The 19,370-nt window shown below is 57.9% G+C and carries 19 protein-coding genes and 1 tRNA gene; 11 read left to right on the top strand and 9 right to left on the bottom strand.

Annotated elements, in window-relative coordinates; all coding sequences use genetic code 11:
* Nucleotides 1-35 precede the first annotated feature (35 nt).
* Complete coding sequence (locus ASC74_RS08465; protein ID WP_008153413.1) at nucleotides 36-341, top strand: YkgJ family cysteine cluster protein; 306 nt, start codon at nucleotides 36-38, stop codon at nucleotides 339-341.
* Nucleotides 342-470: 129 nt separating this feature from the next.
* On the opposite strand, the gene ASC74_RS08460 is transcribed toward ASC74_RS08465, so the two are convergent.
* The 6 genes from ASC74_RS08460 to hemA form a co-directional block, all read right to left on the bottom strand.
* Nucleotides 471-989: an acyloxyacyl hydrolase gene (locus tag ASC74_RS08460; RefSeq protein ID WP_056740805.1), complete on the bottom strand. Its 519-nt coding sequence runs from the start codon at nucleotides 987-989 to the stop codon at nucleotides 471-473.
* A 112-nt stretch (nucleotides 990-1,101) separates the two neighbouring features.
* On the bottom strand, nucleotides 1,102-1,893 hold the full coding sequence (gene murI, locus ASC74_RS08455; RefSeq protein ID WP_056740803.1) for a glutamate racemase: 792 nt from the start codon (nucleotides 1,891-1,893) through the stop codon (nucleotides 1,102-1,104).
* Nucleotides 1,886-2,641, bottom strand: a complete 756-nt coding sequence (locus tag ASC74_RS08450) for a molybdopterin-synthase adenylyltransferase MoeB (RefSeq protein WP_056740801.1) — start codon at nucleotides 2,639-2,641, stop codon at nucleotides 1,886-1,888. Before ASC74_RS08450 ends, murI begins: the two co-directional genes overlap by 8 nt.
* Nucleotides 2,635-3,465, bottom strand: a complete 831-nt coding sequence (prmC, locus tag ASC74_RS08445) for a peptide chain release factor N(5)-glutamine methyltransferase (protein ID WP_056740799.1) — start codon at nucleotides 3,463-3,465, stop codon at nucleotides 2,635-2,637. Before prmC ends, ASC74_RS08450 begins: the two co-directional genes overlap by 7 nt.
* Nucleotides 3,466-4,548, bottom strand: coding sequence for a peptide chain release factor 1 (gene prfA, locus ASC74_RS08440; protein WP_056740797.1), 1,083 nt, complete (start codon nucleotides 4,546-4,548; stop codon nucleotides 3,466-3,468).
* Nucleotides 4,545-5,834 (bottom strand): glutamyl-tRNA reductase, encoded by a 1,290-nt coding sequence (gene hemA, locus ASC74_RS08435; RefSeq protein ID WP_046048307.1) that lies wholly within the window; start codon nucleotides 5,832-5,834, stop codon nucleotides 4,545-4,547. The genes prfA and hemA overlap by 4 nt, the downstream gene beginning before the upstream one ends.
* Before the next feature lie 182 nt (nucleotides 5,835-6,016).
* On the opposite strand from hemA, the gene ASC74_RS08430 reads away from it, so the two are divergent.
* The 8 genes from ASC74_RS08430 to ychF all read left to right on the top strand — a co-directional run bounded on the left by ASC74_RS08430 (nucleotide 6,017) and on the right by ychF (nucleotide 12,940).
* Nucleotides 6,017-7,741 (top strand): tetratricopeptide repeat protein, encoded by a 1,725-nt coding sequence (locus ASC74_RS08430; protein WP_056740795.1) that lies wholly within the window; start codon nucleotides 6,017-6,019, stop codon nucleotides 7,739-7,741.
* 4 nt (nucleotides 7,742-7,745) lie between these two features.
* Nucleotides 7,746-8,363, top strand: a complete 618-nt coding sequence (gene lolB, locus ASC74_RS08425) for a lipoprotein insertase outer membrane protein LolB (protein WP_056740793.1) — start codon at nucleotides 7,746-7,748, stop codon at nucleotides 8,361-8,363.
* A 2-nt stretch (nucleotides 8,364-8,365) separates the two neighbouring features.
* The gene (ispE, locus tag ASC74_RS08420) at nucleotides 8,366-9,217 is read left to right on the top strand and encodes a 4-(cytidine 5'-diphospho)-2-C-methyl-D-erythritol kinase (RefSeq protein WP_056740791.1); all 852 of its coding nucleotides are present in this window, start codon (nucleotides 8,366-8,368) and stop codon (nucleotides 9,215-9,217) included.
* A 37-nt stretch (nucleotides 9,218-9,254) separates the two neighbouring features.
* A tRNA-Gln gene (locus ASC74_RS08415) sits at nucleotides 9,255-9,329 on the top strand.
* 45 nt (nucleotides 9,330-9,374) lie between these two features.
* Complete coding sequence (locus ASC74_RS08410; protein ID WP_003208392.1) at nucleotides 9,375-10,316, top strand: ribose-phosphate pyrophosphokinase; 942 nt, start codon at nucleotides 9,375-9,377, stop codon at nucleotides 10,314-10,316.
* Between the two features lie 141 nt (nucleotides 10,317-10,457).
* A complete protein-coding gene (locus ASC74_RS08405) occupies nucleotides 10,458-11,063 on the top strand; it encodes a 50S ribosomal protein L25/general stress protein Ctc (protein WP_056740789.1) in 606 nt (201 codons plus the stop codon).
* 169 nt (nucleotides 11,064-11,232) lie between these two features.
* Complete coding sequence (gene pth / locus ASC74_RS08400; protein ID WP_056740787.1) at nucleotides 11,233-11,817, top strand: aminoacyl-tRNA hydrolase; 585 nt, start codon at nucleotides 11,233-11,235, stop codon at nucleotides 11,815-11,817.
* A 22-nt stretch (nucleotides 11,818-11,839) separates the two neighbouring features.
* Nucleotides 11,840-12,940 carry a redox-regulated ATPase YchF gene (gene ychF / locus ASC74_RS08395; RefSeq protein ID WP_008153431.1) on the top strand — a complete coding sequence of 367 codons (1,101 nt, stop codon included), beginning with the start codon at nucleotides 11,840-11,842 and terminating at the stop codon, nucleotides 12,938-12,940.
* A gap of 96 nt (nucleotides 12,941-13,036) precedes the next feature.
* On the opposite strand, the gene ASC74_RS08390 is transcribed toward ychF, so the two are convergent.
* Entirely contained in the window at nucleotides 13,037-13,942 is a 906-nt protein-coding gene (locus ASC74_RS08390; protein ID WP_056740786.1) for a DMT family transporter, read from the bottom strand.
* 117 nt (nucleotides 13,943-14,059) lie between these two features.
* Complete coding sequence (locus ASC74_RS08385) at nucleotides 14,060-14,683, bottom strand: glutathione S-transferase family protein (RefSeq protein ID WP_056740784.1); 624 nt, start codon at nucleotides 14,681-14,683, stop codon at nucleotides 14,060-14,062.
* Nucleotides 14,684-14,766: 83 nt separating this feature from the next.
* Here ASC74_RS08385 and ASC74_RS08380 point away from each other — a divergent pair, with 83 nt between their 5' ends.
* Entirely contained in the window at nucleotides 14,767-15,612 is an 846-nt protein-coding gene (locus ASC74_RS08380; protein ID WP_056740782.1) for a helix-turn-helix domain-containing protein, read from the top strand.
* A 49-nt stretch (nucleotides 15,613-15,661) separates the two neighbouring features.
* Here the strand turns inward: ASC74_RS08380 and ASC74_RS08375 are convergent, their stop codons facing one another.
* Entirely contained in the window at nucleotides 15,662-16,879 is a 1,218-nt protein-coding gene (locus ASC74_RS08375) for an MFS transporter (RefSeq protein ID WP_056740780.1), read from the bottom strand.
* Nucleotides 16,880-17,211: 332 nt separating this feature from the next.
* Between ASC74_RS08375 and ASC74_RS08370 the strand changes: the two genes are divergently transcribed.
* On the top strand, nucleotides 17,212-19,269 hold the full coding sequence (locus ASC74_RS08370) for a methyl-accepting chemotaxis protein (protein ID WP_056740778.1): 2,058 nt from the start codon (nucleotides 17,212-17,214) through the stop codon (nucleotides 19,267-19,269).
* Nucleotides 19,270-19,370: the final 101 nt, after the last annotated feature.

Genomic DNA, 19,370 nt, shown 5'->3' with positions numbered 1-19,370 from the left:
ACACAGCACCGGCCCACTGCCTTACACTGGGCGCCATGAAAACCATTCCCCATACGCAAATCGCCGAGCCTGCGGTCACATGCTCGACCTGCGCAGCTTGCTGCTGTCAGCTCGAAGTCATGCTGATCACGGACACGGGCGTGCCCGAACGCTTTATCGATACCGATGATTGGGGCGGGGAAGTCATGCTGCGCCTGGATGACGGCTGGTGCGCCGCGCTGGATCGCAACACGATGATGTGCACCATCTATGAAAAACGCCCGTTGATCTGCCGGGAGTTCGAGATGGGCGCACCGGAATGCATCGACGAACGCCAAGGGATTACCACGGCGTATCGCTGAAAGTCAGACCAATGAAGATCCAATGTGGGAGCGAGCTTGCTCGCGATAGCGATTTAACATTCAACACTGATGTTGACTGACATGCCGCCATCGCGAGCAAGCTCGCTCCCACATTAAAAGCGCCAAGGCTTAGAGCGGCATCGTGTAGTGCAGCGAGTAGCTTTCTACGCCGTCGTTGTAACTGTTAAGACCGGCATTGGAGTAGTGCGTCGCACGAATCCCGACTTCATGTCCGCCCGCAAAGCGCAGACCAAAGCCGAATCGGTCTTCGAACTGAAAAGCACCACCGAGGTTGTTGTTTTCAAGTTCGCTATGAGAGAACAACGCCACGCCAATCCCGGCCTCCAGGTATGGCTTGACGTTCTGACCGGCAAACTCGTAAACAAACACAGGCGAGAACGACAGGCTGTGGTTGCTGGAGGTCGTGTCGCCTTCCCAATAGGTGTAGGCACCGCTCCAGTAACCGGTCACACGACCGATATCACTCTGCAACCAGCTCTTGTCCCAATCGAATTGCATACCCAGTCGATAGGTCATGGTCGAGTCGCTGGTCTCGCCGACCGCGAACTCCACGCCTGCCGCCTGTGCGGTAAAACTGTGCCCCATCAGTGCGGCCGCAATCGCGGCCAAGCAGAATAGTCGCTTCATTAGAAACATCCTTTTCCGAACGATTTCGTATGGTTTTTTTGTTGCTTGACGCTATAGAAGTCGACGTTTAATCAGAAGTTCACCCCAATTATTCGCTTGCCCCAAGATTTGTTTACTCCTTGAAGCTTCGCACAACGCCAGCGGTATTCCACAGTATCGGCAAGATATTTCTGAAATGCTCCGGATCGGCACTCGTCCAGAACTGCGCAGCACGTGCCGGCCCTTCGGCGAGCAATTCACGCTCGGCCAACAGACGCTGAAGTTGCCGCGCTACAGCGGCGCCGGTGTCAATCAGGCTGATGTCATCGGGGATCATCTGCTTTAGCAACGGCTTTAGGAAGGGGTAATGCGTGCAGCCAAGAATTATCGTGTCGCACCCGGCGCCGAGCAGCGGCTCGACATACCTGGCCAGCAACTGGCGCAATGCCTCGCTGTGCAGATCGCCGTTTTCAATCAGCTCCACCAGCCCGGGGCACGGCTGAGTGATGACTCGCACATCGATGGCGAAACGGTCGAGCAACGCGGCGAACTTGGCACTCTGCAAGGTGCCGGTGGTGGCGAGCACACCGACCACACCGCTGCGGGTGGCGGCAGCGGCCGGTTTGACCGCCGGCTCCATACCGACGATGGGCCACTCGGGATAATCGCGCCGCAAGTCTGCAACGCCAGCGACCGTCGCCGTATTGCAGGCCAGCACCAAGGCCTTCGCGCCCTGCTGCTGAAAAAAACCGGCCATCACACTGCAGCGATGACGGATGAATTCCGGAGTTTTCTCGCCGTAGGGAATATTCCCGCAATCGGCGACATACAACAGTGACTCGTTGGGCAGCAAACGCTGGATCTCGGCCAGCACCGAAAGCCCACCGACACCGGAGTCGAACACGCCAATCGGCGCTTCACGCATGCTTCGAACCACAGACGCTGCAGCCCGGATCACGCTTGACCCGCAATTCGCGAAAGCGCGAGCCCAAGGCATCGATCAACAACAGGCGCCCCACCAGCGGCTCGCCGAAACCCACCAACAATTTCATGGCTTCCAGCGCCTGAAGGCTGCCCACCAGGCCGACCAACGGCCCGACGACGCCGGCTTCGCTGCAGGTCAGTTCGGCTTCGCTGCCGTGACCATATAAACAGTGGTAGCACGGGCTTTCCGGGCGACGCGGATCGAACACCGACAACTGCCCTTCCAGTCGAATCGCAGCGCCACTGACCAGAGGTTTGCCAGCGGCGACACACGCAGCGTTGACCGCCTCGCGGGTGGAGAAATTGTCGGAACAGTCCAGCACCAGATCCACCGCGGCCACGGCGGCGGCCAGGGAATCTTCGTCCAGCGCGGTGCGATGGGCGATCAACTGAATCTCGGGATTGATCACGCTCAGTCGGCGTATAGCCGAATCGACCTTGCTCAGGCCGACGCTGTCGGTGTCGTGGACGATCTGGCGTTGCAGGTTGGTCAGATCGACAGTGTCGAAATCCGCCAAATGCAACGCGCCGACGCCGGCGGCTGCCAGATACAGCGCAACCGGCGAGCCGAGGCCGCCGAGACCGACGATCAATACGCGGCTTTCTTTCAGTCGCAACTGGCCGTCGATGTCGACGTGTTGCAACAGAATTTGCCGACTGTAGCGCAACAATTCCTGATCATTCAGCACGGCAGGCGCCCCAGGCTGATACGTTCGTGACCGCCCAGATCGGTGCGGCTGTGGACTTCTTCAAAACCGCGTGTCAGCAACAAGTCGCGTACCGCAGTGGCTTGATCGTAACCGTGTTCAAGCATCAACCAACCGCCCGCCTCCAGATAATCCGGCGACTGGGCGACGATCAGACGCAGATCGTCGAGCCCGTCGACGCCAGCCACCAAGGCACTGGCCGGTTCGAAGCGCACATCTCCTTCGACCAGATGCGGATCGGCTGAGGCGATGTAAGGCGGATTGCTGATGATCAGCTGAAAACGCTGACCTTCCAGCGCACTGAACCAATGACTGCTCAGCACGGTGGCGTTGTTCAGGTGCAAGCGCTGGCGATTGCGCTCGGCCAGGGCCACGGCTTCGAGCACGCGATCCACGGCCGTTACCTTCCAGGCCGGACGCTCGCTGGCCAGAGCCAGGGCAATGGCGCCGCTGCCGGTGCCGAGATCGAGGACCTTGGCAGGTGTGGCTGGCAGGAGCTCAAGCGCCGCTTCCACTAACAGCTCGGTGTCCGGGCGCGGGATCAGCGTATGCGGCGCCACTTCCAGATCAAGCTTCCAGAAACCTTGCTGGCCGAGGATGTAGGCCACTGGCTCACCGCCACGGCGGCGCTGCAAATACTCGGCAAATTTAAGCGCCGCTTCGCTCGGAACGATGCGCTCGGGCCAGGTGTGCAGAAAACTGCGGGACTTGCCCAACGCAGCGGCCAGCAACAATTCGGCATCCAGGCGCGCGGAGGGCGAATCCGGCAAGTCGGCGGCGCGTAACAAACTGGCAATGATCGTCATTTACTCACCTATCGCTGCCAATTGGTCGGCCTGGTATTCGGCCAGCAACGGCTCGATCACCGCATCGACACCACCCGCGAGGATTTCGTCGAGGGAATACAGCGTCAGGTTGACCCGGTGGTCGGTGACCCGCCCCTGGGCAAAGTTATACGTGCGGATCCGCTCCGAGCGATCGCCCGAACCGACCAGCAATTTACGCTCGCTGGCGATAGCGTTCGCGGCGGCGCTGGTCTGCTGATCGTTGAGCTTGGCCGACAGCCAGGACATCGCCCGGGCGCGGTTCTTGTGCTGGGAACGCTCTTCCTGGCACTCGACGACAATACCGGACGGCAAGTGCGTAATGCGGATCGCCGAGTCCGTTTTGTTAACGTGCTGACCACCGGCACCGGAGGATTTGTAGGTGTCGATGCGCAAATCCGAAGGATTGATTTCGATCGCTTCCTGCTCGTCCGGCTCGGGCAACACGGCCACGGTGCAGGCCGAGGTGTGGATGCGACCCTGGGATTCAGTAGCCGGAACCCGCTGCACGCGGTGGGCACCAGATTCGAATTTCAGCTTGCCGTAGACGTTGTCGCCTTCGACTCGGGCGATGACTTCTTTAAAGCCGCCATGTTCACCGATGTTCTCCGAGAGGATTTCCACCCGCCAGCCGCGACGCTCGGCGTAACGCGAATACATACGGAACAGGTCGCCAGAGAAAATCGCCGCCTCGTCACCGCCGGTGCCAGCGCGGATTTCGAGGAACACGTTACGCCCATCGTTCGGATCCTTGGGCAGCAGCATGCGTTGCAGGCTGGCTTCGATCTCGATCAGTTGCTCTTTGGCTTCGCGGACTTCTTCCACGGCCATTTCGCGCATGTCCGGGTCGTTGTCCTTGAGCAGCGCCTGAGCGCCCTCGAGATCGCCTTGTACTTTGAGCAACTGTTTATAGGTTTCGACAATCGGTTCGACTTCCGCGTATTCCTTGGAATAGGTGCGGAATTTGTTCTGATCGGAAATGACTTCGCCGTCGCCAAGCAAGGCGGTCAATTCCTCGAAACGGTCCTGGAGGATGTCCAGCTTATTGAGCAGTGACGCTTTCATTGCGGTTTTTTATCCGAAAAGCTATCCGATGAGCCCTCATTCAGGGCAAAGAGTTCCTGGGCCATGGCCAGCGCATCGAGGCGGCCTTCGGCAGAGAGCTTTTTCAACTGCACGCTCGGTGCGTGCAAGAGTTTGTTGGTCAGGCCCCGCGCCAGTTGCACCAGCACGTCTTCGGCGCTGCTGCCGTTGGCCAGCATGCGCTGGGCCTTCTGCAATTCTTCGTCGCGCATGCGCTCGCTTTGTTGGCGGTAGGCCTTGAGCACATCCACCGCCGCCAGCTCACGCAGGCGAACCATGAAATCTTCGGCACCGACCGAGACCATCTCCTCTGCCGCCTGGGCTGCGCCCTGGCGACTCTTGAGGTTCTCGGCGACCACTTCATGGAGATCGTCGACGCTGTAAAGGTAAACGTCGTCCAGTTCGCCGACTTCCGGCTCGATATCCCGGGGGACAGCGATGTCTACCATGAAGATCGGCTTGTGCTTGCGCAGTTTCAAGGCGCTTTCCACCGCGCCCTTGCCCAGGATCGGCAACTGACTGGCGGTGGAGCTGATGACGATGTCGCTGCGCACCAGTTCCGCCGGGATGTCCGAGAGCAACACTGCATGGGCGCCGAACTGCTCGGCCAGAATGCTCGCGCGCTCCAGGGTGCGGTTGGCAACGACAATGCGCTTTACACCCAATTCGTGCAGATGGCGGGCAACCAGGGTGATGGTCTCGCCAGCGCCGATCAGCAAGGCTTGGCTGCGTTGCAGGTCGCTGAAAATCTGTTTCGCCAGACTGACCGCGGCAAATGCCACGGACACCGGGTTCTCGCCAATGGCGGTGTCGGTGCGCACCTGTTTGGCCGCATTGAACGTGGCCTGGAACAGGCGCCCGAGCAACGGACCGATGGTGCCGGCCTCGCGGGCCACGGCGTAGGCTGATTTCATCTGACCGAGAATCTGCGGTTCGCCCAACACCAGCGAATCGAGCCCGGAGGCCACCCGCATCATGTGACGAACTGCCGCATCATCTTCGTGCACATAAGCACACGCGCGCAGCTCTTCGAGGCTCAAATGGTGATAATCGGCCAGCCAGCGCAAGATGATGTCAGCCGAAAGGTGATCCTGTTCTATATAGAGTTCACTGCGATTGCAGGTGGAGAGGATCGCAGCTTCGCGGCTGTCGGTGAGTCGGCAGAGCTGCTGCAAGGCCTCCACCAGCTGCTCAGGGGTAAAGGCCACGCGCTCGCGGACGTCTACTGAAGCAGTCTTGTGGTTAATACCGAGTGCAAGGAAGGCCATTCAAAGTCGCTGATGGTGACGTGAAGCCGGCAATTGTCCTACTTCGACAGAGCCAGAACAACTACCGCTGACTATTGTCCCAATGACCTGCCTCTATAAAGACACCAATTGAGACTCGGTTATGTTTGGCCGAAGGCTTGTGTCATGATGATCCGACCGCAGGTTAGTCGTCCTCTTCCTATATGAATAGATCTTCCGCGTTGCTCCTCGCTTTTGTCTTCCTCAGCGGCTGCCAGGCCTTGGCACCCGTTTCGTCGGACGGTACGCCGCCGGTCGAAGACAGCACTCCGGCCCCTGAAAAGCCCAAGGTTTACAGCTCATTCAGTGAAGAAACCATCTTCAGTCTGTTGAGCGCCGAACTGGCTGGCCAGCGCAATCGTTTCGACATTGCCCTGGACAACTACGTGACCCAGGCGATCAATACTCAGGATCCGGGCATCTCCGAGCGGGCATTCCGTATCGCCGAGTACCTGGGCGCCGATCAGGCTGCCCTGGACACCGCGTTGATCTGGGCGAAAAACGCCCCGCAAGACCTCGAGGCGCAACGGGCCGCTGCCGTGCAACTGGCTCGCGCCGGGCGTTATGACGACTCCATGGTCTATATGGAGAAAGTCCTGCAAGGCAAGGGCGATACACATTTCGACTTCCTCGCCCTGTCTGCGGCCGATACCGACCAGGACACGCGCAACGGCTTGATGAAAGGTTTTGACCGTTTATTGCAGCGCCATCCGAAAAACAGTCAGCTGATTTTCGGCAAAGCCTTGCTGCTGCAACAGGACGGTGACGCCAAGGGTGCGCTGGGCCTGCTGGAAGACAATCCGCCGGACGACGGCGAAATAGCACCGATTCTGCTGCGCGCACGCCTGCTGCAAACCCTCAGTCGTGGCGATGAAGCCTTGCCGCTGCTGCAAAAAAGCATCAAGAAATACCCGGACGACAAACGCCTGCGCCTGACTTACGCGCGGATGCTGGTTGAACAGGACCGCATGGACGATGCCAAAGCCGAGTTCTCGAGCCTGGTTCAGCAGTACCCGGAAGACGACGAACTGCGTTACTCCCTGGCGCTGGTCTGCCTGGAAGCCAAGGCCTGGAATGAGGCCAAGGGCTATCTGGAAGACCTGATCGCCCGGGAAAGCCATGTCGATTCGGCGCACTTGAACCTCGGTCGTATCGCTGAAGAGCGCAACGACCCTCAAGGTGCGCTGATCGAGTACGCCCAGGTCGGGCCGGGCAACGATTTCCTGCCGGCGCAATTGCGTCAGGCCGATATCCTGATGAACAACGGCAAGACCGCCGAAGCCCAAAGCCGTCTGGCAGCGGAACGCGACGAGCAGCCCGATTACGCGATTCAGTTGTATTTGATCGAAGCCGAAACCTTGTCCGCCAATAAACAGCCCGACAAGGCCTGGAATGTATTGAAGCAAGCCTTGCAGCAATACCCGGACGATCTGAATCTGCTGTACACCCGCGCCATGCAAGCGGAAAAACGCAATGACCTGGCGCAGATGGAAAAAGACCTGCGACTGATCATCAAGCGCGACCCGGATAACGCGATGGCGCTGAACGCCCTCGGTTACACCCTGTCCGACCGCACGACGCGCTACGCCGAAGCCAAGGCCTTGATCGAACAGGCGCACCAGATCAATCCGGAAGACCCGGCGGTACTCGACAGTCTCGGCTGGGTGAACTTCCGCATGGGCAATCTCGAGGAAGCCGAACGCCTGCTGCGCCAGGCGCTGGAGCGCTTCCCCGATCAGGAAGTCGCCGCGCACCTGGGCGAAGTCCTGTGGGCCAATGGCAAGCAACGGGAAGCCAGACAAATCTGGACCAAGTTCCTCAAGGAGCAGCCCGACAGCCCCATCCTGCGCGGTACCATCAAGCGCCTGACCGGATCAGAGACTCTTTAAGATTATGTTTTTGCGCCACCTCATTGTTTTCAGTTTCATCGCCCTGCTCGCCGGTTGCGCGGGCTTCGGTGCCCGTGAATCGGTCCAGGGTCAAGGCAACCCGGCCCAATGGCGCGCGTACAAACAGCAACTGACCAGCCTCGACGGCTGGCAGATCAACGGCAAGATCGGCATTCGCGCCCCGAAAGACTCGGGTAGCGGCACGTTGTTCTGGCTACAGCGACAGGATTACTACGACATTCGCCTCTCCGGCCCCCTGGGTCGCGGCGCAGCACGCCTGACCGGCCGCCCTGGCAAGGTCTCGCTGGAAGTCGCCAACCAGGGCCGCTATGAAGCGCCGACGCCTGAAGTGTTGGTCGAAGAACAACTGGGCTGGAAGTTACCGGTGTCCAATCTGGCCTGGTGGGTTCGCGGGCTCCCGGCTCCGGATAGCAAAAGCCGTCTGACGCTGGATGCCGACAGCCGCCTGGCCAGCCTTGAGCAGGATGGCTGGCAGGTCGAATACCTCAGCTATGCCGAGCAAAACGGCTTTTGGCTACCCGAGCGGATCAAACTGCACGGCACCGACCTTGACGTCACGCTGGTGATCAAGGAATGGCAACCACGCAAATTGGGGCAGTGAACATGACCGCTCCGCGCTTGACGCTGCCCTCCCCGGCCAAACTCAATCTGATGCTGCACATCCTCGGTCGCCGTGAAGACGGTTATCACGAATTGCAGACTATTTTTCAGTTTCTCGATTACGGCGATGAAATCACGTTCGCCGTTCGTGATGACGGTGTCATTCGACTGCACACCGAATTCGATGGCGTTCCTCACGACAGCAATCTGATTGTTCGAGCCGCAAAAAAACTTCAGGAGCAATCCGGTTGTTCGCTCGGTATCGACATCTGGATCGAAAAAATTCTGCCCATGGGCGGTGGAATCGGTGGCGGCAGTTCAAATGCCGCGACGACTTTGCTCGGCCTCAATCATCTCTGGCAACTGGGCTGGGATGAGGATCGACTAGCAGCGCTGGGCCTGACGCTTGGCGCCGACGTCCCGGTTTTCGTGCGTGGGCACGCGGCTTTTGCCGAAGGCGTGGGGGAGAAACTGACCCCTGTAGACCCCGAAGAACCGTGGTATCTCGTGCTTGTGCCGCAAGTCTCTGTAAGTACAGCAGAAATTTTTTCAGATCCGTTGTTGACACGTAACTCTTCTCCCATTAAAGTGCGCCCCGTTCCCAAGGGAAACAGTCGAAATGACTGCTTACCGGTGGTAGCAATGCGTTACCCAGATGTACGTAACGCATTGAATTTGTTAGGTAAATTTACCGAAGCAAAACTCACCGGAACTGGAAGTTGTGTGTTTGGGGGCTTCCCAAGCAAAGCTGAAGCTGATAAAGTCTCGGCCCTTCTTACAGAGACCCTTACAGGGTTTGTAGCAAAGGGAAGCAACATTTCGATGTTGCATCGCAAGCTGCAAAGTCTGCTCTAAAAGGAATCGAGTACTGGGTACTCGTTGCAACAGATACAGGGGCGTCGCCAAGCGGTAAGGCAGCAGGTTTTGATCCTGCCATGCGTTGGTTCGAATCCAGCCGCCCCTGCCATTTTCTATACTCATCCAGGTTACCCTCAGCCTCTAGGTACTGCGCGTGTCCAAGATGATGGTCTTTACGGGGAACGCTAACCCCGATCTGGCTCGGCGTGTTGTACGTCAGCTGCATATCCCTCTCGGTGACATCTCTGTCGGTAAGTTCTCCGACGGCGAAATTACTGCCGAGATCAATGAAAACGTCCGCGGTAAAGATGTCTTCATTATTCAGCCGACTTGCGCTCCGACCAACGATAACCTGATGGAACTGGTAGTGATGGCTGATGCCTTCCGCCGCTCCTCAGCTACTCGTATCACTGCTGTTATTCCTTACTTTGGTTATGCCCGTCAGGATCGCCGTCCGCGTTCCGCACGTGTGGCTATCAGCGCGAAAGTCGTTGCTGACATGCTTACCGTAGTCGGCATCGACCGTGTTCTCACGGTTGATCTGCATGCTGACCAAATCCAGGGTTTCTTCGATATTCCGGTAGATAACATCTACGGCTCCCCAGTATTGGTGGATGACATTGAAGATCAGCGCTTCGAAAACCTGATGATCGTTTCCCCGGACATTGGTGGCGTCGTGCGTGCACGTGCTGTTGCCAAATCCCTGGGCGTGGATCTCGGGATCATCGACAAACGCCGTGAGAAAGCCAATCACTCTGAAGTGATGCATATCATCGGTGATGTCGAAGGGCGTACCTGTATTCTGGTCGATGACATGGTCGATACCGCCGGCACTCTGTGCCACGCGGCCAAGGCCCTGAAAGAGCATGGCGCTGCCAAGGTTTTCGCCTACTGCACACACCCTGTGCTGTCCGGTCGGGCGATCGAAAACATCGAAAACTCAATGCTGGACGAACTGGTGGTGACTAACACCATCCCGTTGTCCGCTGCTGCTCAAGCCTGCTCGCGTATCCGTCAACTGGATATCGCGCCGGTAGTTGCCGAAGCGGTTCGCCGCATCAGCAACGAAGAATCGATCAGCGCGATGTTCCGTTAAGGGCCCTGCCCTTCTCGACTATCTCGTTGACGAAAAGCGCCCCGCCCCGGCATTCCTGTCGGGGCGGGGCTTTTTTGCCCATATCGCCTTTAGCGCTGGTCGCAAACGCTGGGGCGAATGTGGTTATTTTGGAGATACAACATGAACGAATTTACTCTGAATGCTGAAGTGCGTTCCGACCTGGGGAAAGGTGCGAGCCGCCGCCTGCGTCGTCTCGCAAGCCTGGTACCAGCTGTAGTTTACGGTGGCGAAAAAGCCCCTGAATCCATCAGCATGCTGGCTAAAGAAGTTGCCAAACTGCTCGAAAACGAAGCGGCTTACAGCCACATCATCGAGCTGAACGTTGGCGGCACCAAGCAAAACGTAATCATCAAAGCTCTGCAGCGTCACCCGGCCAAAGGCCACGTGCTGCACGCTGACTTCGTACGCGTTGTAGCTGGCCAGAAACTGACCGCTATCGTGCCTGTACACTTTGTTGGTGAAGAAGCTCCGATCAAGAAAGGCGGCGAAGTTTCGCACGTTGTTGCTGAAATCGAAGTTTCGTGCCTGCCGAAAGACCTGCCTGAATTCATCGAAGTCGACCTGGCTAACGCCGAAATCGGTTCGATCATTCACCTGTCTGACCTCAAAGCCCCTAAAGGCGTTGAGTTTGTTGCTCTGGCACACGGTGATGACAAGGCTGTTGCCAACGTCCACGCTCCACGTGTTGCTCCAGAAGCTACTACTGAAGAAGGCGCAGCAGAGTAATTTCACTCTGTTCGCCGGAGTGACCGGAAACATCGCGGACTAGAGCGTAGCGAGAAAGCGGGCGAGAACGCGGAGTTTACATAATGGTAAATGAGCACTTGTCGTCCACTTTCGCCGCACACAACTGTCGCGGCGATGTTATCCACCACTCCAAGGAAGGGCCCCTATCGTGACTGCCATCAAACTGATCGTTGGCCTGGGAAATCCAGGCGCTGAATACGAACAGACCCGGCATAACGCAGGGGCCCTTTTTGTTGAGCGCATCGCGAACGCACAAGGCGTAAACCTTGTGGCGGATCGCAAATATTTCGGCCTGACCGGGCGCTATTCGCATCTGGGTCAGGATGTTCGTCTGCTGATTCCCACCACCTACATGAACCGCAGCGGCCAGGCTGTCGCGGCACTTGCCGGCTTCTTCCGCATTACGCCTGAAGAAATCCTGGTGGCGCATGACGAACTCGACCTGCCACCGGGTGTAGCCAAGCTCAAACAGGGCGGCGGCCATGGCGGTCACAACGGGTTGCGCGACATCATCGCGCAACTGGGCAATCAGAATACCTTTCACCGCTTGCGGCTTGGCATTGGCCACCCGGGCGTTGCCAGTATGGTTTCAAATTTCGTCCTGGGTCGTGCGCCACGCGCCGAACAGGAAAAACTCGATGCCAGCATCGACTTTGCCCTCGGCGTGCTGCCGGATATCCTCGCCGGTGAATGGAACCGCGCGATGAAAAACCTGCACAGCCAGAAGGCCTGACTCACTCCTCGGGGAAAACACCATGGGATTCAATTGCGGCATCGTCGGCCTGCCTAACGTCGGCAAGTCCACCCTATTCAACGCCCTGACCAAATCCGGGATCGCGGCCGAGAACTTCCCCTTCTGCACCATCGAACCGAACACCGGTATCGTGCCGATGCCGGACCCGCGTCTGGAAGCCCTGGCGGCCATCGTCAATCCAAAGCGCATCTTGCCGACCACCATGGAATTCGTCGACATCGCAGGCCTGGTAGCCGGCGCCTCGAAAGGTGAAGGCCTGGGCAACAAGTTCCTGGCCAACATCCGTGAAACCGATGCCATCGCCCACGTAGTCCGCTGCTTCGAAGACGAGAACGTGATTCACGTCTCCAACAGCGTCGACCCGAAACGCGACATCGAGATCATCGACCTGGAACTGATCTTCGCCGACCTCGACAGCTGCGAGAAGCAACTGCAGAAAGTCGCCCGCAACGCCAAGGGTGGTGACAAGGACGCCGTGGTCCAGAAAGGCCTGCTGGAGCAATTGATCGCTCACTTCACCCTCGGCAAGCCTGCGCGTACGCTGATGAAGACCATGGGCGCCGACGACAAAGCGGTGATTCGTGGTTTCCACCTGCTGACCACCAAGCCGGTCATGTACATCGCCAACGTCGCTGAAGACGGTTTCGAGAACAACCCGCTGCTGGACATCGTCAAGGCCATCGCCGAAGAAGAAGGCGCCATGGTGGTTCCGGTCTGCAACAAGATCGAAGCCGAAATCGCCGAGCTGGAAGACGGCGAAGAGAAAGACATGTTCCTCGAAGCCCTGGGCCTCGAAGAGCCTGGCCTGAACCGCGTAATCCGCGCCGGCTACGAAATGCTGCACCTGCAGACCTATTTCACCGCCGGTGTCGAAGAAGTCCGCGCCTGGACCGTCCGCGTCGGTGCTACCGCACCACAAGCCGCTGGCGTGATCCACACCGACTTCGAAAAAGGCTTCATCCGCGCTGAAGTCATCGCCTATGACGACTTCATCCAGTACAAGGGCGAAGCCGGCACCAAAGAAGCCGGTAAATGGCGTCTGGAAGGCAAGGACTACATCGTTAAAGACGGCGACGTGATGCACTTCCGCTTCAACGTGTAACGGTGACCGTGGATTTACACGGAACTCGATAGACTGAAAAATCCCCGTAATCATTCGCTGATACGGGGATTTTTGCGTCTTGGGATACACCTTCTGTCAGATCGCCTCGGGTAAAGGGTGCGCTTTCTCCGGTGGTTTGATTGAGCCAATGTAAACCGCAAAGATAGTCACCAGTGCGCCGCAAATCTGCAGCGTGGAGCTGGCCTTGCCGAGAAAGGTGACATCAATGAAATACGTGATCACCGGTTCCAGTAACAGGATCAGTCCGGCCAACCCCAGACTGATGGCTCCGATCGAACGGTTGACCAGCAACCAGCCGACAAACTGCACCAATACCCCGTATATGATCAGCATCAGCAAGGTTTGCCCATCCACGATGGCCAAGCTTTCCCCGGTTGCCAGCGCGTATGTCAGCAGAACCAGTGCCGCCCAAAGACTCAAATTGAGCATCTGTGCGATCTTGTCACCCCCGCCGTCAGGCAACTGGGTGTTGATCTTCAGGAAGTACACGCAGATGGCATACGCCAACCCCGACAGTACGCCATACACCACACCCTTCATCCCTACCGCACTGGTCATCTCGGGTAGCAACAACAGATAGAGCCCCACAAATGCCAAGGTGATGGATACCAGGAAGTAGATCGAAGGTTTTTCCTTCAACAGGTACAACCCCAGCAGGGTCATGAAGAACACCTGACAGTTGGTCAGGATCGACCCGATACCCGGGCCGACGATATAGATGCTCTGATGCCAGAGCACCAGGTCGATGGCCAAAAACACCCCAGCCAACGCGGTGTACAGCTGCGCCTTGGCGTTTTTGAGCAGTACCGGTATTTTGCGCACCTTGAGCAGCAGGAAGAACAGGATCGAGGCGAACACCATCCGATAGAACCCCGCACCACCTGCGCCGATATGAGCGAAAGCGACGGCTAGGGCAGACAGACTGAGCATCAGTCCACCGATGGTCAATTCAATGATTGCCCGATTGTTATTAGTCGACATGAGAAACCTCATTGATAAAGACCAAAGTACGAGGGTTGCGCGGGCTCACCAGGTTCGACAAAGCAAAAAAGCAACTAACTCTTAATTGGCTTTAATAGTAAGCAGTCACACAACTCTTTAAACTTCTTGCGCGGCCAACTTCAACCATTGTTGTACCGGTGCATAACCCAGGATGTTTTCGACATAGCCCTGCAGTTGCGCAGGGACGGCAATACCATAACGGCGGAAGCGGAACACCACCGGAACAAACATCGCATCAACTATGCCGAAGTCACCGCAGAGGAACTGTGTTGAACCGCTCACCTCACGGAGCTGGTTCCAGATAGCGAATACCCGCATGATTTCCTCTCGGGTCTCGGCGGTCAGGCTTTCCGGGATGTCACCGGTGTTAAGGCCAAACGACATCTGTGTGCGCAGATGGGTGAAACCGGAGTGCATCTCTGCCGCAGCAGCTCGTGCCAGGGCCTTGATCCGCGAATCCCGGGGCCAAAGGTTGGCGGCCGGATAGGCGTCGGCAATGTATTCGCTGATGGCCTGGCTGTCGTTGATGACGAGATCATCAAGCAGCAGCGCCGGTACCTTGCCAGAAGACGAGTGCTCCAGAATACGCTGGCGGGTGTCGCTTTGTTCCAGTTTGATCTGAAGGGTTTCAAATGCAACATCCGCTGTCACAAGAACCAGCCACGCACGAAATGACCATGAAGACTTATTAAAATCCCCAACTACCAGTTTTGTAGACATCGCATCCCCTCGCTTGTGTTATGAAATAGGTGCTAAATTTAGCGACCTTTTTTTCATACGTATTGCACAAAACTGGACAATTCATGGACGAGAATCGCCGCAACAAAGTCCCTCAAAAAAACAAGGACTTTGTTCAATTCTGGCGTATACCCGAAGGTGACTGTGAGTTGCTATCTGCGCGTTACAGTACTCAATCTTTCGGCCGGCATTCACATGACCGGTACGCTATCGGCGTTATAAGTAGCGGTGTTGAAAAACTTTTTTATCGCGGCAGTAACTACATGGGAGTCGCTGGCAGTGTGGTCACCATAACCCCCGGTGAGATCCACGACGGCTTGCCAGGCCATGATGAGGGCTGGATGTATCGAATGCTCTATATCGACCCCGAATGGGTCAATCGGATGGTGTTTCAAGGGCGTTTTTCAGACGACCATATTCATCTTTTTCAAACAGCTCTGAGCCAGGCCCCGGACTTCGCCCGGACCTTTTTGCATCAACATCAACTCATTGAAAAATCCCCCTCCAGCCTTGAACGGGAAACTATCCTGCTGGATCTGGTGACGCAGCTCTTCGAGCGCAGTGGAGCTCCCATCGAACCAGTCAGTGCGGCTGAGCAGCACGCAGTGCAAAAGATCAAGAAGAAGCTCGAAGACGAGTACGACAAACATCTGCCTCTGGAAGAACTGGCGCAACTGGTGAACCTTGACCCTCTTTACCTGATCCGGGTGTTCAAAAAAAGCGTTGGCGTCTCCCCCCACAGCTATCAAATCCAGAAAAGAATCGCCCAGGTCCAAAAACTGTTGCGTACCGGGTCCAGTCTCACCGAAGCGTCATTCACTTGCGGCTTCTTCGATCAAAGCCACATGACCCGGGCCTTCAAAAAAGTAGTGGGCATCACACCCGGCAGTTTCCGCAATAGCCGTGCCTGAGCGTGTAATCATCCGCCACACCACCGCTCCCACATTAGATTGTGTTGGTTCAGGCTTTTTTGGTTCTTGGCAGAAAGATCGCCAGCACACCAAACAACGGCAAGAACGAACACAGCAAGTACACGTATTCGATGCCGTGTATGTCCGCCAGATGCCCGAGCAACGCCGCGCCAATCCCGCCAAAGCCGAACATCAATCCGAAGAATACCCCGGCAATCATCCCGACATTGCCCGGCACCAGTTCTTGCGCATACACCACGATTGCCGAGAATGCTGACGCCAGGATGAAGCCGATCACGACGCTGAGGATGCTGGTCCAGAACAGGTCCACATGAGGCAGGATCAGGGTGAACGGCGCGACGCCGAGGATCGAGAACCAGATCACCGCCTTACGCCCGATCTTGTCGCCGATCGGCCCACCGAAGAAGGTCCCCGCCGCTACCGCTCCGAGAAACAGGAACAGGTGCAACTGTGAACTGGCCACCGACAGGTCGAATTTCTCGATCAGGTAAAAGGTGAAGTAACTGGTGAAGCTGGCCATGTAGAAATACTTGGAGAACACCAGCAGCCCGAGTACCACCAGTGCACTGATCACGCGGTTCTTCGACAAGCCATGCGTCGCCGCCTGGCCTTGCTTGAGTTTGAACAGGCTCAAGTGATTGGCGTACCAGCGGCTTATCCGATAGAGCACGAACAGCGCAAACACCGCGAACAACCCGAACCAGGCCACATGGCCCTGACCGAAAGGAATGATGATCGCCGCAGCCAGCAACGGACCGAAGGCTGAGCCTGCATTACCGCCGACCTGAAACGTTGACTGCGCCAAACCAAACCGCCCGCCAGACGCTAATCGCGCCACGCGAGAAGCTTCCGGGTGAAAGGTTGAGGAGCCAATACCGATCAACCCTGCCGCCAGCAAAATCATCGAAAAACTGCCGACCACCGACATCATCAAAATGCCGATCAATGTGCAAACCGTCCCGGCGGGTAGCAGCCAGGGTTTGGGGTGCCGATCGGTGTAGTAACCGACCCACGGCTGCAACAGCGAAGCCGTCAACTGGAACGTCAAAGTGATCAAGCCAACCTGGGTGAAGGTCAGGCCATAGTTGGCCTTGAGCATCGGATAGATCGACGGCAGCACCGACTGGATCAAGTCGTTGATCAAATGCGCCAGCGCCACGGCGCCGATGATGCGCATGACCAAAGGGCTGCTTTGTGAAGTCGCGGATGGCGGCTGCGCGCCGGTCTGGACATTGCTGATAGCCATAGGGGTTTCCGTACAACAGATGGGTGCACACGGGCAGGTGCGTCAATGTGCCATTTTTCAGTGCATCAGCGCCATCCCCTTAGCCTGCTAACGACCTTGATTTTCATCGCTGAAAAGGTGATAGCGCAACGCCATGGTCTGAATCTTGCCTTGGTAATCCGCTTCAACGCGGCCCCTTACAAAGGGGACCGAGAATGGGAAGTTTCGCTACAGAGCCGGCCTACAGAGCTGGCGAGGGTGAACTTTCGAGGCCTTTTAAAAGGGCACAGGTCGCGACCGCAACGGTTGCGACGCACGCCAATGGCGCGTGGTGTCCAGAGGAGTTATGGGGCATGCAGGCTTTTTTATCACCGGGGATCGGGTTGCTGGGGCGTTTTGGCTTCGCACGCAAATTTCAGCTGTTATTTCTACTGTTTATCCTGCCGTTGACGGGCAGCCTATGGATGATCGGTCAGGACTATCGCGACAAACTGAACCTTATCTCCGGCGAACGTGCCGGGGTTCGGCAACTCCTCGCCCTCGATGCCCTGGATAACCTGCTCGCCGCCCAGCGTGACCGCGCGGCTCGCTGGCGCGCCACAGAAACCAATCGCCAGCCGACACCCGCGACGATCGCAGCGATGGCGGCTTTCGATACGGTTCAGCCAGCCGTCGCCCAAGCCACCTCGGACCTCGGCAACGCACTGCAAACCGAAGGTGCCGAGGGCGAAACCCTAGCCCGTTTTCAAGCCCTGCAAACCGCCCTCAACGGCCTGGACTCGAAAAGCCTGAGCAGCGTCGGTTGGTGGCCGGACGGTTACGATCGGTTCACCAATGCCTTGAGTGCTCTGCAAGCCTTGCGCGAGCAGATCGCCATGGATAATCGCCTGACGCTGGCGCCGTGGCTGGAAACCTATCTGCTGACCCAGATCTCCACCCAGCACGCGCCAGACCTGATTGAGCGAGTCGGCCGTCTCGCCAGCGTCGGCCAGGCGTCAGTGGTGTCCGGACAGTTCACCCTGCAAAGCCGTCTGCAACTGCGCGACTTGCGCAGCCGCATCGGCGATGCCCGGGAGCAGCTGGCCAAAACCGCCAGCCTGCTGGAAGCGCGACTGCCCAGCGCGTTGCAAGCCTGGGCCGGGCAATACCATGACAGCCTCAAGCACCTGGACGCCGAGTTGAAAGTCCTCGATGACGGCGTGTTCGGTGGCAGCATCAAGCTCAAGCCGGAAGAGTTCGAACGCAGCCTCGACGGCCTGCTCTCTGACCTCGCTTCGCTGCGTCAGCAGTCGTTGGTGTCGCTGGATCAACGTCTGGACTATTACCACGGCTCTGCCATCCGCCAGTTCATCCTGGTAGCGACCATTTTTGGCTGCCTGCTGCTGGCCGCGCTCTACCTGTTCATCTGCTTGCAGGCCTCGATCCGTCGCAGCGCCAGCGGCATTACCCTGCTGGCCGAAGCCTTGCGCGACGGCAATCTGAGCCTGCAAGTACCGGTGGAGGGCCGCGACGAACTGGCCGCCATCAGCACTGCCCTCAACGTCGCGGTGGTGCAACTGCGCAACAGCCTGCTGGGGGTCGATCATGAAACCTTGCAGCTGAGCAACGCGGTGCGCACCCTCAACCATCACTCCAGCGGCGCCCTTGGGGAAGTCGAAGCTCAGCAGTTGCAGATCAGCCAGATCGCGGCGGCAGCCACGCAATTGGCCGCCACCTCTCAAGGGGTCGCCCAGAGTTGCGAACAGGCCTCCGGCAGCGCTCAGCACACCCGGCGCATCGCTGCCGACAGCAGCCGTGACAGCCAGCGCACGACGGCGAGCATTCAGCAACTCAATCAGCGCTTGAATGACACCGCTGCGGCACTGGGCCGGGTCAGTGAACAAGGGCAGCAGATTCAGTTGGTGGTGGACACCATTCGCGGGGTTGCCGAGCAGACGAACCTGTTGGCACTTAACGCCGCCATCGAGGCCGCTCGCGCGGGTGAGCAAGGTCGCGGCTTTGCGGTGGTGGCCGATGAAGTGCGCAGCCTGTCGCAACGCACCCAGTCCTCCACCGCGCAGATTGCCGGCACTGTCGACAGCCTGCGCAGCACCGTGAACGAAGCGGTGAGCCTGATGGAAGCCGCTTGCGGCCAGGCTCAGTCCGACGCCCAGGCCGTCACTGGCCTCGGCGAACGCCTGGGGGAAATTGCCAGTGCCGTGCAAAGTGTCACCGACACCCTGGCGCAGATCGCCACAGCGGTCGACGAGCAAGCGACCACCGCCGACGAGGTCAGCGGCAACATCCAGCAAGTCGATCAGGCGGCGGTACGCTTGCTCGAAGGCGCGCGGGCGGTGAACCTGGCAGCGGACACTTTGAGCCAGGGCAGCAAGGCCTTGAGTGCCAATACCGGGAGATTTCAGCTCAGTTGACGCCCTCCCCTGACCCGTTTTTTCGGATCAGGCGGATAAGCGGTTGAAAGCGTAGAGAAATATTTTAGATTTACGCTTGACACATCTCTGTTCCGAGCCAA

It is taken from the genome of Pseudomonas sp. Root329 (assembly GCF_001424925.1).
Classification (GTDB): domain Bacteria; phylum Pseudomonadota; class Gammaproteobacteria; order Pseudomonadales; family Pseudomonadaceae; genus Aquipseudomonas; species Aquipseudomonas arabinosi.
Note: the sequence above shows the minus strand (reverse complement) of the source record. Positions and strands in the feature narration are given on the sequence as shown.

Excerpts from the sequence above, each read along its gene's own strand:
- ASC74_RS08465 (WP_008153413.1), top strand. The coding sequence starts at position 36 with ATGAAAACCATTCCCCATACGCAAATCGCCGAGCCTGCGGTCACATGC.
- ASC74_RS08460 (WP_056740805.1), bottom strand. The coding sequence starts at position 989 with ATGAAGCGACTATTCTGCTTGGCCGCGATTGCGGCCGCACTGATGGGG.
- murI (WP_056740803.1), bottom strand. The coding sequence starts at position 1,893 with ATGCGTGAAGCGCCGATTGGCGTGTTCGACTCCGGTGTCGGTGGGCTT.
- prmC (WP_056740799.1), bottom strand. The coding sequence starts at position 3,465 with ATGACGATCATTGCCAGTTTGTTACGCGCCGCCGACTTGCCGGATTCG.
- prfA (WP_056740797.1), bottom strand. The coding sequence starts at position 4,548 with ATGAAAGCGTCACTGCTCAATAAGCTGGACATCCTCCAGGACCGTTTC.
- hemA (WP_046048307.1), bottom strand. The coding sequence starts at position 5,834 with ATGGCCTTCCTTGCACTCGGTATTAACCACAAGACTGCTTCAGTAGAC.
- ASC74_RS08430 (WP_056740795.1), top strand. The coding sequence starts at position 6,017 with ATGAATAGATCTTCCGCGTTGCTCCTCGCTTTTGTCTTCCTCAGCGGC.
- lolB (WP_056740793.1), top strand. The coding sequence starts at position 7,746 with ATGTTTTTGCGCCACCTCATTGTTTTCAGTTTCATCGCCCTGCTCGCC.
- ispE (WP_056740791.1), top strand. The coding sequence starts at position 8,366 with ATGACCGCTCCGCGCTTGACGCTGCCCTCCCCGGCCAAACTCAATCTG.
- ASC74_RS08405 (WP_056740789.1), top strand. The coding sequence starts at position 10,458 with ATGAACGAATTTACTCTGAATGCTGAAGTGCGTTCCGACCTGGGGAAA.
- ychF (WP_008153431.1), top strand. The coding sequence starts at position 11,840 with ATGGGATTCAATTGCGGCATCGTCGGCCTGCCTAACGTCGGCAAGTCC.
- ASC74_RS08390 (WP_056740786.1), bottom strand. The coding sequence starts at position 13,942 with ATGTCGACTAATAACAATCGGGCAATCATTGAATTGACCATCGGTGGA.
- ASC74_RS08385 (WP_056740784.1), bottom strand. The coding sequence starts at position 14,683 with ATGTCTACAAAACTGGTAGTTGGGGATTTTAATAAGTCTTCATGGTCA.
- ASC74_RS08380 (WP_056740782.1), top strand. The coding sequence starts at position 14,767 with ATGGACGAGAATCGCCGCAACAAAGTCCCTCAAAAAAACAAGGACTTT.
- ASC74_RS08375 (WP_056740780.1), bottom strand. The coding sequence starts at position 16,879 with ATGGCTATCAGCAATGTCCAGACCGGCGCGCAGCCGCCATCCGCGACT.
- ASC74_RS08370 (WP_056740778.1), top strand. The coding sequence starts at position 17,212 with ATGCAGGCTTTTTTATCACCGGGGATCGGGTTGCTGGGGCGTTTTGGC.